Source organism: uncultured Sphingomonas sp. (genome assembly GCF_937859915.1).
Taxonomy (GTDB): domain Bacteria; phylum Pseudomonadota; class Alphaproteobacteria; order Sphingomonadales; family Sphingomonadaceae; genus Solisphingomonas.
Window position 1 is genome coordinate 25,834 of the sequence record NZ_CALMAW010000127.1, and the last position, 9,614, is coordinate 35,447.

The following is a 9,614-nucleotide window of genomic DNA, read 5'->3' on the forward strand; positions in this document are numbered from 1 at the left end:
CCCTATCGGGCCGTTATACACGATTCAGCGCCCCGATGGGATATCCTTGAAGGGCACGGTCTTGTCGACGCGCGGTTCACCGGGCAGCCCCAGCACGCGCTCGGCGATGATGTTCTTCATGATCTCGTCGGTGCCACCGCCGAGCCTGAGCCCCGGAGCCCACAGCAGCCGGTGGTGGAACGCGCCGTTCGCGACCGCCAGTTCGGGGTCGTCGATTAGCCCGAAGCGATCCTGCAGGTCGACCGCGCGGCTCGACAGATCCTGCGCGCCGTTCGCCCACAGGAGCTTTCCCGCCGACCCTTCCGGCCCCGGCGCCTCGCCCTTCGACAGCGCCGAGAGGTTGCGGAACGTCTGCAACCGGATCGCCTCGGCATCGACGTAATAGTCCGCCAGCCACTCGCGGAACGCAGGATCGTCCATCGCGCTGCCCTCGCCCGCCGGTGTGTTGCGCGCCATCGCGATCAGTTCGCGCCACGACAGCCCGCTGCCCGAACCCAATGCAGCGCGCTCGTTCATCAGCGTGAAGATGATGACCGCCCATCCGTCGCCCACCGCACCGACGCGCTGCGAATCGGAGATGCGGACGTCGGACAGGAACACCTCGTTCAATTCGGCGTCGCCCGACATCATCTTGATCGGGCGGACCTCGACGCCGGGCGTGTCCATCCGCAACCAGAAGGCGGTGAGGCCCTTGTGCTTGGGAACGGTCGGATCGGTCCGCGTGACGACCATGCCGTAATCGGCGATCTGCGCGCCCGAGTTCCAAACCTTCTGGCCGGTGACAATCCAGTCGTCGCCATCCTCGACGGCGCGGGTGCGCAGCCCCGCCGAGTCGGACCCGCCGGCCGGTTCGGAGAACAGCTGGCACCAGATCGTGTCGCCGCGCACTGCGGGCGGCACCAGCGCGCGCGAGGCGTCGTCGTCGTTGAACTTCAGCACGGCAGGCAGCAGCATGTGCAGCCCGGTGACGAAATAGGAGAAGCGCAGACCCGCCGTCTGCTCCTCCTGGTTGAAGATCGCCTCCTCGATCGCGGTGCCGCCCGAACCGCCCCATGCCGTCGGCCAGCCGATGCACGCGTAACCACTGGCGGCCTTGATCACCTGCCATCGCGTCGCGAGATCCTTGTGCGGCTCAGTCCACACGCGATCCTCGGGGCCGAGCACCGACAGGTCGGGCTTGTTCGCCGCGATCCAGGCGCGCACCTTTAGCCGGTAGGCGGCCTCTTCCGGGCTATCGTCGAAATTCATGCCAATTCTCCCGCCGCAAGACGCCCTTCGAGCCGGTCGACCAGCCGGCGCTTCCACGTCGACGGCGAACCGAGCACGAGTTGCAGGTGACGCGCGCGACGGTAGAACAGGTGATTGTCCGCCTCCCACGTCACGCCGATGCCGCCGAATACCTGGATCGCCTCCTTCGACGCCAGCCAATAGGCCGACGACGCCGCCACGCGCGCCGCCGCCGCCGCGACGGGGAGTTCGCCCGAATCGGTCGAGAGCGCCCATGCGGCGTAATAGGCGTTCGATCGCGCGACCGCGTTGCGCGTGAACACGTCAGCCAGCTTGTGTTTGATCGCCTGATAGCTGCCGATCTGGCGCCCGAACGCGTAACGCTCCAGCGCATAATCGCGCGCCATCTCTAAGCAGCGGTCCGCGCCACCGATCTGCTCGAACGCGATCATGACGGCTGCGCGTTCCTCGATGCGCGCGAGCAGCGCGATCCCGTCGCCCGCGCCCAGCGGCTCGACCGGCACGTCGTCAAACGTCAGCCGGGCCGCGCCGCGGCTCGGATCGATCGTCGCGACCGCCTCGCGCATCACGCCATCGCTCACGAGATCCGCGATATACAGGCCGGGACCATCGTCACCCTGCGCCAGTACGACCGCGTGCGTTGCGGCAAGCCCGTCGACGACCGGAAGCTTGGTCCCCGACAGCCGCCCGTTCGCTACCCGCGCGTTGATCCGCCCCGCCGCGATCTCGCCCGGTCCCTCGGTCGTGGCGACCGTGCCGACCATCTCGCCGGTCACGACACCGGGTAGTAGCGCCTGTTTTTGCGCCTCGCTGCCGCCCAGCATCAGGCTTTCCGCAAACTGGTAGACGCTCGAGGCGAACGGCACCGGCGAGATTGCGCGCCCCAGTTCCTCGGCAAGCGCACACAACTCCACATAGCCCATTGCGTAGCCGCCGTAGGTCTCCGGGATCGCGGCGCCGCACCAGCCTTGCTCGACGATCCGCGCCCAGAGCCGCGCGTCGTAGCCGTCACCCTCGCCCTCCAGTACGCCGCGCGCCGCGGAGAGCGGCGACGCGTCGGTCAGGAAGCGCCGCGCCTCCTCCTTCAGGCTCTTTTGGTCGTCGGTGAAGTCGAAATTCACGCATCCACTCCTTCGGTCGCGCGCACGCCCGCACGTCGCATCGCCGTGTGATAGTCCTCGACGAGCCGGCCGATCACCATCGCCGCCGGCTCGACCGCGGCGACGCCGCCGATTCCCTGCCCGCACCCCCAGATGTCGCTCCAAGTACGCGCAGCCTTATCCTGCCCGCCGACCTCGGGCGCGCGCCGCCCGGTCGGCAGGTCGTCGGGATCGAGCCCCGCCGCCAAGATCGATCTGCGCAGGTAATTGGCGGGCGTGCCGCTGAACGCGGGCGTATAGACGATGTCCTCCGCCGAGGCGTCGATCACGCCCTGCTTGTGCGCCGCCGACGCGTTTGACTCCTCGGTCGCGATGAAGGCGGAGCCGACATACGCCAAGTCCGCCCCCGCCGCGATCGCACCCGCCACCGCGTTGCCCGAGCCGATCGCGCCTGACAATGCCACCGGTCCGTCGAACCAAACGCGAATCTCGTCGAGCAGAGCGAAGGGTGACAGTCGCCCGGCATGTCCGCCCGCACCCGCGGCGACCGCGATCAGCCCAGTCGCGCCCTTTTCGATCGCCTTGCGTGCATGCGCCTGCGAGATCACGTCGTGCAGTGTGACGCCGCCATACGCCTGGATCGCGGCGTTAACGTCCGGACGTGCGCCCATCGAGCTGATGACGAGCGGCACGCGGTGCTGCACGCACAACGCCAGATCGTCGTCGAGCCGACCATTGCTGCGGTGTACGATCAGATTGACGCCGAACGGCGCCGACGGCCTGTCGGGATGGGCCCGGTCCCAGGCAGCGAGCGCCTCCGCGATCTCCACCAGCCATTCGGCGAATTGCGCGGACGGACGCGCGTTGAGCGAGGGAAGCGTGCCGATGATCCCCGCGATGCACTGCGCGACGACCAGCGCGGGATTGGACACGAGAAACAACGGCGCGCCGATCACCGGCGCGCGTAGCCGCCCGCGCCATGCGCGCAGCACGTCGGCTCCCGACGCCGCCTCCAGTCGATCGCTCATGATTTTCATGTCGGCAAGGTATCTGGCGCAGCGTCCCGGACGGCGCCACCCGCGTCCGCGAATAGCGTCACGGCGATGGCACGTGCGTCGACCGGCGCGACATCGTCCGAACGATGGTGCTCGATTTACAAGCCTTCGCCACTGACGCATCGCTTGCGACAGTGGCAGTTCGTCTGCCGATCAAACCCACAGGAGGATCGCTTTGCCGCGACCGCGCGATATATCCGCCATCGACACGCTGATCGGCTTTCGCGACGTCGAGACGCACCGCGCGAGCACGGTGCCCGGCGCGAAGCTGGGCTGGGACAAGCATCCGGCCGAGTACATGTTCAAGGACACGCCCGACGACCTCGCCGCCGATGTCGATCCGATGTCGACGATCGACGAGACGCTGGCGGCAATGGACAAGCACAATGTCGGCGTTGGGGTGATCCACCTGACCGACGAGCGCGCCGAGACCGCGCTGCGTTGTCACCCCGACCGTTTCGTGGGCGTCAAGCCGATCGACGCGAACCTCGGCATGGACGCGGTGCGCACGATCCAGCGGCTGCATGACGAGTTCGACATCCGCGGCATCACGATGTTCCCCTCGGGGCTGAAGCCCACGGTGCCGATCAACGACCGGCGCTGGTATCCGATCTACGCCAAGTGCATCGAACTCGACATCGCCGCCTTCTGCACCACCGGCGTGCCGGGGCCGCGCGTGCCGTTCATGCCGCAATATGTCGGGCATATCGACGAGGTCTGCTACGACCTGCCCGAGCTGAAGTTCGTCATGCGCCACGGTGCGGAGCCGTGGGAGGATCTGGCGATCAAGCTGCTGATGAAATGGCCGAACCTCTATTATTCGACCAGTGCGTTCGCGCCCAAATACTGGCCCGACAAGATCGTCGAGTTCGCCAACAAGCGCGGCGCGGACAAGGTGATCTACGCGGGCTATTACCCGATGGGGCTGGAGCTGGACCGCATCTTCCGCGAGATGGACGACGTGCCGTTTCGCGACGACGTCTGGCCTAAGTTCCTGCGCGACAATGCGGCGAAGGTGCTGCGGATCATTCCGCCGGCAAGCCGCCGATGAGCGGTCGGGCCATTCTCCGCGATCCGCTCGCCGAGCGGTTGATCGGGCCGGGCAAGCCGTTCGACCTGGTCGAGGAAAAGGTCGGCGGTCGGCCGCGGCGGGTGTTCGCGGGTGCACCGCGTACACTATCGGCGATCTACCGTGCGGCTGCGGATACGATAGGCGATGTTGTCGTCAGCGGTGAGGGACGGTTCAGTTACGCCGACGTCTTCGCACGCGCGGGTGCGCTCGCCGCGGTGCTGCGCGATCGCTATGGGGTCGGGCGCGGCGACATGGTCGCGCTCGCGATGGAGAACCGGCCCGAGTTCGTCGTGGCCTTCGTCGCGATCACCGCGGCCGGAGCGTGCGCGGCGCTCGTCAACAGCCGCGGTGTCGCCGACGAGATGCTGCACGCGATCGCGCTAACCGGCGCGAGGCTGCTGGTGACCGACGCGCCCCGCGCCGCAGCGATAGCCGAACGCGAGGCAGATCCGGCGTTCGATCGGATCGTGCTCGGCGAGACGACGCTGCGACCCGAGCGCGATATCGACTTCGCCACGGCCTGTGCCGGGGTAGCACCGCTCGAACCGATCGCGGTCGGCCCGGCGGACGGCGCGGTGATACTCTTCACCTCGGGCACCACCGGCTTTCCCAAAGGCGCACTGCTCAGCCATGGCGCGATCGCCCACGCGGCCGCATTGTCGAAGATGGTCGGCACGATGCAGGACCTGCGCTACGAGGAGGAGACGGGCATCGCCCTGCCCGACGCGCAGCGCTCGATGAGTTCGCCGACCGTGATCCTCGCGCCGATGTTCCACATGACCGGCGTGCTGCCGATCGTGCGCACGATCCACACCGGCGGCACGATCCACATCCTGGGCAAATGGAACGTCGACGTGGCGTTCGACATGCTCGAGACGACCGGGCTGGCCCGGCTGTCGTTCGTGCCCGCGATGCTGTGGGACATGTTCCGATCGCCGCGCGCGACACCCGAAATGCTGTCGCGCATCCGATTCATGGTCAATGGCGGCGCGCCGCTCGCGCCCGACCTGGTTGCCGAGATCAAACGGCGGACGCCGCATTGCCTGATCGTCAACACCTATGGGCAGTCGGAGGATTCGGGCTGGGCCTGCTCGATCAGCGGACGGACCTATGTCGACAATCCGCAATCGTGCGGCTGGGCGGTACCGAGCGTCGATGTCATCGTCCGCCGGGACGACGGCAGCGCCGCCGACATCGGAGAGCCGGGCGAGCTGTGGGTCGCGAGTGCAGCTGTGATGACCGAGTATCTCAGTAACGCGGATGCCACGCGCGAGGCGTTGCAGGACGGCTGGCTCGCGACCGGCGATGTCGGGATCGTGGATGCCGACGGGCTCTTCACTATCGTCGACCGCAAGAAGAACATGGTGATCTCGGGCGGGGAGAACATCTATTGTGCCGAGGTGGAGCGCGTCGTCTCCGCCCATCCATCGGTCCGCGAATCGATCGCCTATGGCCTGCCCGACGCGCGCCTGGGAGAGCGGATGGTAGTCGAGGCGGTGATCGAGACGGGTGCGGACCTCACCGCCGACGACGTGAGGGCGCATTGTCGCGAACATTTGGCGATCTACAAAGTCCCGCGCGCGGTCCTTCTGCTGAACGAGGCGCTGCCGCGCACCGCGTCGGGCAAGATCGATCGGCGCCGGATTGTCGCCCATGCCCGGTCGCGCTGAACCGGGCTCCTTCGATGCGCGCACCGCCCCTCCGCAAGCCCGCAAGCCGTTGCCGCGGCGCGGCACGCGTGCGAACGATCCGACCCCAACCCAAACAGAGCCAACCGTCATGCCCCAGACAGCCCTGATCGACACCTCCGATCGCCAGAGTCACAATCTGCTGGGCCAGCGACTGGGTCGGAAGGGTCGCGACACGCGCGAACGGGTGGTTGCCGCGCTGCATCAGTTGCTGGCGACGTCGCCCGACGTACAACCTACGCTGACCGCGATCGCGCGCGAGGCGGGCGTGGGGATGACGACGTTATACCTGTATTTCTCGGATCTGAGCGAATTGCTGCTGGCGGCGCTCGATCCGATTACCCGCGAAGCACGATTGCTGATCGAACAGCATTGTCATCGCTGGTCCGATGACATCCTCCACGACGAATGCCTCACTTTCCTTGAGGCGCATTACCGGTTCTGGGCGAAGCATTCGCGGATCCTGCACTTGCGCAACAGTTTCGCCGATGCCGGCGATCCGCGCCTACTGGCGAACCGGCGTGCGATGTCGAACCCGGCGATCGAATGCTTCGCACATCAGATCGGCATCGATGCGAGGCAGGTCGAAACCACCGGGAGCGAACACGCGATCGTCCTACTGACCATGGTCGAGCGCATGGCGACGATCACGACGGACGCCAATATCGGCTTTGCGCCGGTCGCATTGCATGCCGGCGCATCGGACGCGTTCGTGTTGCGTCTGCTGGAGGCAGAGGCCTCGATCATGGCGCTGACGATCGACGGCTTTCGTCACGGAGCCCTGGGCCGCCGTCGGTAGCGCCGCCCCCGCGATGAAAGCATCGGGACGCTTACCGTCCCGATAGGCCCATGCCACATTGGTATCAGTCGCTTTTTCGGAGTTTCGCCATGTCCGCCGTGATCGTCAGCGCCGTCCGCACCGCCGTCGGCACCGCCCGCAAGGGATCGCTCGCCAACACCCCGCCCGAAACGCTAGCGGCAACGGTGCTGCGGGCCGCGGTCGAACGGTCGGGGTTCGCGCCCGCTGACATCGACGACGTCGTGTTCGCCGAATCGCTCGCCGGCGGCGGCGCGATCGCGCGGCATGCGGCGGTTGAGGTCGGCATGCCCGACACGCCCGGCATGGCGGTCAACCGTCACTGCGCGGGCGGACTGTCCGCGGTGGGCATCGCGGCGGGCACGATCCTCGCGCGCATGGAAAACGCCATCGTCGCAGGCGGCGTCAATTCATCGTCGTTCTTCCCCCGCATGCAGATGCGCGATGCAGCGACCGGCGAGATGCAGGACTGGTGGATTCCGCCGACGCACCCCGATCGGCCCGACGCGCCCAATCGCGACATGTCGATCACCGTCGGGTGGAACGCCGCGCAGGAACTGGGCCTGACGCGCGAGGAAATGGATGCCTGGGCGCTGCGCTCGCACGCGCGCGCGATCGCGGCGATCGAGGCCGGCCATTTCGAGGGTGAGATCGTTCCCGTGCGCGTCCGCAACGCCGAGGGAGTCGAGGTCGAGTTCAAGGTCGACGAACATGCCCGGCGCGGCGGAACGATGGAGCGGATGGCGGGGCTCGCGGTGCTCCATCCGGAGATCGAGGGCTTCTCGATCACCGCGGGCAATGCGAGCGGCCTCAACGATGCCGCGGCGGCGATGGTGGTCACGCGAGACGATATCGCACGCGACCGCGGACAGCAGGTGCTGGCGACGATCCACGGCTGGACGTCGCTGGGCATCGATCCGGCGCGGATGGGTGTTTCGGTGCCCCCCGTGGTGCACAAACTGCTGTCGCGCACGGGGCACAAGCTCGGCGACATCGCGTTGTGGGAGATCAACGAGGCGTTCGCCTCGGTCCCGCTCGGTGCAGGACGCGCGCTCGGGCTCGACGAGGAAACGATCAACATCTCGGGGTCGGGCTGCTCGATCGGCCATCCGATCGGCGCATCGGGCGTGCGCATGCTGACTACGCTCGCCTACGACCTGCGCCGGCGTGGCGGTGGCCTGGGCATCGCTGCGATGTGCGCCGGCGGCGGCCAGGCCGGCGCGGTGCTGATCGAGGTCTGACGGAAAGAGCGGACCGATTCCGACGTGATCGGTCCGCACCGCGGCTAGAAGCGCTGGCCGCCGTCGAGGCGGATCGTCGTGCCATTCAGGAAATCGTTCACGATGATCTGCTCGGCGAGCAGCGCATATTCGTCCGGCTCGCCCATCCGCTTGGGATTGAGAACGAGCGGGCCAAACGTCTCCTGCGCCTTGTCGCGGCCCATCCCGTCGAACGCGTGCGTCAGGAAGGTGCCCGGCGCGATCGCCATCGAGCGGATACCGACCGGCGCCAGATCACGCGCCATATTAAGCGCGAGCGAGATGATCCCGCCCTTCGCCGCGCCATAGGCGACCTGGCCCACCTGCCCCTCGAAGCCCGCGATCGAGGCGGTGTTGACGATCACTCCGCGCTGCTTGTCGGCCAGCGGATCGCTTTTCGCCATCGCCTCGGCAGCGATCGAGCTGACACTGAACGCGGTGTTGAGGTACACGTTGATGAGATGCGTGAAGTTGGCGAGCGGCAGCCGACTGCCGTCGCGTGCAACGACCCGGCCGCCCACGACCGGCGGCGGCGGACCGCCATGCGCGATCACCACCGCACGCAGCGGCGCCAGCGCGACCGCAGCAGCGACCGCGGCCTCGATCGACTCCTCGCTCATGATGTCGGTGCGTACATAGGTCGCGCCGTTGCCCAGTTCGTCCGCCAGCGCCCGCCCGCGCTCGTCCGCGACGTCGGCGAGCACGACCCTGGCCCCCAGTTTCGCCAGCCGCCGCGCGGTCGCGCCGCCGAAACCACCGGCCCCACCGGTGACGAGCACCGACCCTTGCGAGATATCCATCCGAACGCTCCTTCGTGTGTGTGTGCACCGCTATCGCCGAGCTTGGGCATGCGCGGAAGCCGATGCGGGCGATGATCGCTCGGGCGTTACGCTGCGGATGCTGCAGCGTCGGCGAGGCGGCGCTTGCGCTGCGCGACGACGTTGGGCTGCCCGGTATGCGCGCTGGCGCCGCCGTCGGCGACCACCACCGCGCCGGTCATGTACGACGCCTCGTCCGACAGCAGGAACGTGACAACGTTCGCCATCTCGTCGGGGCGGCCGTGGCGCTTCATCGGCAGATAGTCGATCCACGCCTGGCGATCCGCCTCGGACCCGTGCGAGCCGACGCTCATCGCGGTGTCGGCGATCGGCCCGGGGCACAGCACGTTGACGCGGATATTATCCGCCGCGCAATCGAGCGCGAGCGAGCGCGTATAGTTGATCGCCCCCGCCTTGGTCGCGTTGTACACCCCCATGCCGTAATCGCCCGCGAGCCCTGAGATCGACGCGACGTTGACGATCGCGCCGCCGCCACCCTCGCGCATCGCGGGGATCGCCACGCGGCACAGGTGGAAGATCGACGACAGGTTCACCGC

9 protein-coding genes are annotated in these 9,614 nt (G+C 67.6%); 4 read left to right on the forward strand and 5 right to left on the reverse strand.

Annotation, left to right across the window (positions count from 1 at the left end):
• Nucleotides 1–24 precede the first annotated feature (24 nt).
• From Q0326_RS17045 to Q0326_RS17055, 3 genes are read right to left on the reverse strand one after another with little or no spacing between them, the layout of a single operon-like run.
• Nucleotides 25–1,248, reverse strand: a complete 1,224-nt coding sequence (locus Q0326_RS17045) for an acyl-CoA dehydrogenase family protein (protein WP_298692811.1) — start codon at nt 1,246–1,248, stop codon at nt 25–27.
• Nucleotides 1,245–2,369, reverse strand: coding sequence for an acyl-CoA dehydrogenase family protein (locus Q0326_RS17050; RefSeq protein WP_298692813.1), 1,125 nt, complete (start codon nt 2,367–2,369; stop codon nt 1,245–1,247). Before Q0326_RS17050 ends, Q0326_RS17045 begins: the two co-directional genes overlap by 4 nt.
• Nucleotides 2,366–3,376 (reverse strand): nitronate monooxygenase family protein, encoded by a 1,011-nt coding sequence (locus Q0326_RS17055; protein ID WP_298692815.1) that lies wholly within the window; start codon nt 3,374–3,376, stop codon nt 2,366–2,368. Before Q0326_RS17055 ends, Q0326_RS17050 begins: the two co-directional genes overlap by 4 nt.
• A 202-nt stretch (nt 3,377–3,578) precedes the next feature.
• Here Q0326_RS17055 and Q0326_RS17060 point away from each other — a divergent pair, with 202 nt between their 5' ends.
• The 4 genes from Q0326_RS17060 (at nt 3,579) to Q0326_RS17075 (ending at nt 8,221) form a co-directional block, all read left to right on the forward strand.
• A complete protein-coding gene (locus Q0326_RS17060) occupies nt 3,579–4,454 on the forward strand; it encodes an amidohydrolase family protein (protein WP_298692817.1) in 876 nt (291 codons plus the stop codon).
• Nucleotides 4,451–6,145: an AMP-binding protein gene (locus tag Q0326_RS17065; RefSeq protein WP_298692819.1), complete on the forward strand. Its 1,695-nt coding sequence runs from the start codon at nt 4,451–4,453 to the stop codon at nt 6,143–6,145. Before Q0326_RS17060 ends, Q0326_RS17065 begins: the two co-directional genes overlap by 4 nt.
• Nucleotides 6,129–6,962 carry a TetR/AcrR family transcriptional regulator gene (locus tag Q0326_RS17070; protein ID WP_298692821.1) on the forward strand — a complete coding sequence of 278 codons (834 nt, stop codon included), beginning with the start codon at nt 6,129–6,131 and terminating at the stop codon, nt 6,960–6,962. Before Q0326_RS17065 ends, Q0326_RS17070 begins: the two co-directional genes overlap by 17 nt.
• A gap of 89 nt (nt 6,963–7,051) precedes the next feature.
• The gene (locus Q0326_RS17075; protein ID WP_298692823.1) at nt 7,052–8,221 is read left to right on the forward strand and encodes a thiolase family protein; all 1,170 of its coding nucleotides are present in this window, start codon (nt 7,052–7,054) and stop codon (nt 8,219–8,221) included.
• A gap of 44 nt (nt 8,222–8,265) precedes the next feature.
• On the opposite strand, the gene Q0326_RS17080 is transcribed toward Q0326_RS17075, so the two are convergent.
• Together Q0326_RS17080 and Q0326_RS17085 are read right to left on the reverse strand one after the other, a co-directional pair.
• Entirely contained in the window at nt 8,266–9,039 is a 774-nt protein-coding gene (locus tag Q0326_RS17080) for an SDR family NAD(P)-dependent oxidoreductase (RefSeq protein WP_298692825.1), read from the reverse strand.
• A gap of 86 nt (nt 9,040–9,125) precedes the next feature.
• Nucleotides 9,126–9,614, reverse strand: a 489-nt coding sequence (locus tag Q0326_RS17085) for an SDR family oxidoreductase (RefSeq protein ID WP_298692827.1), incomplete at its 5' end; no start/stop codon positions are given.

What these genes read in the sequence shown, in the direction of transcription:
- Q0326_RS17055 (WP_298692815.1), bottom strand. Translation starts at nt 3,376, where the DNA reads ATGAGCGATCGACTGGAGGCGGCGTCGGGAGCCGACGTGCTGCGCGCA.
- Q0326_RS17065 (WP_298692819.1), top strand. Translation starts at nt 4,451, where the DNA reads ATGAGCGGTCGGGCCATTCTCCGCGATCCGCTCGCCGAGCGGTTGATC.
- Q0326_RS17070 (WP_298692821.1), top strand. Translation starts at nt 6,129, where the DNA reads ATGCCCGGTCGCGCTGAACCGGGCTCCTTCGATGCGCGCACCGCCCCT.
- Q0326_RS17045 (WP_298692811.1), bottom strand. Translation starts at nt 1,248, where the DNA reads ATGAATTTCGACGATAGCCCGGAAGAGGCCGCCTACCGGCTAAAGGTG.
- Q0326_RS17075 (WP_298692823.1), top strand. Translation starts at nt 7,052, where the DNA reads ATGTCCGCCGTGATCGTCAGCGCCGTCCGCACCGCCGTCGGCACCGCC.
- Q0326_RS17080 (WP_298692825.1), bottom strand. Translation starts at nt 9,039, where the DNA reads ATGGATATCTCGCAAGGGTCGGTGCTCGTCACCGGTGGGGCCGGTGGT.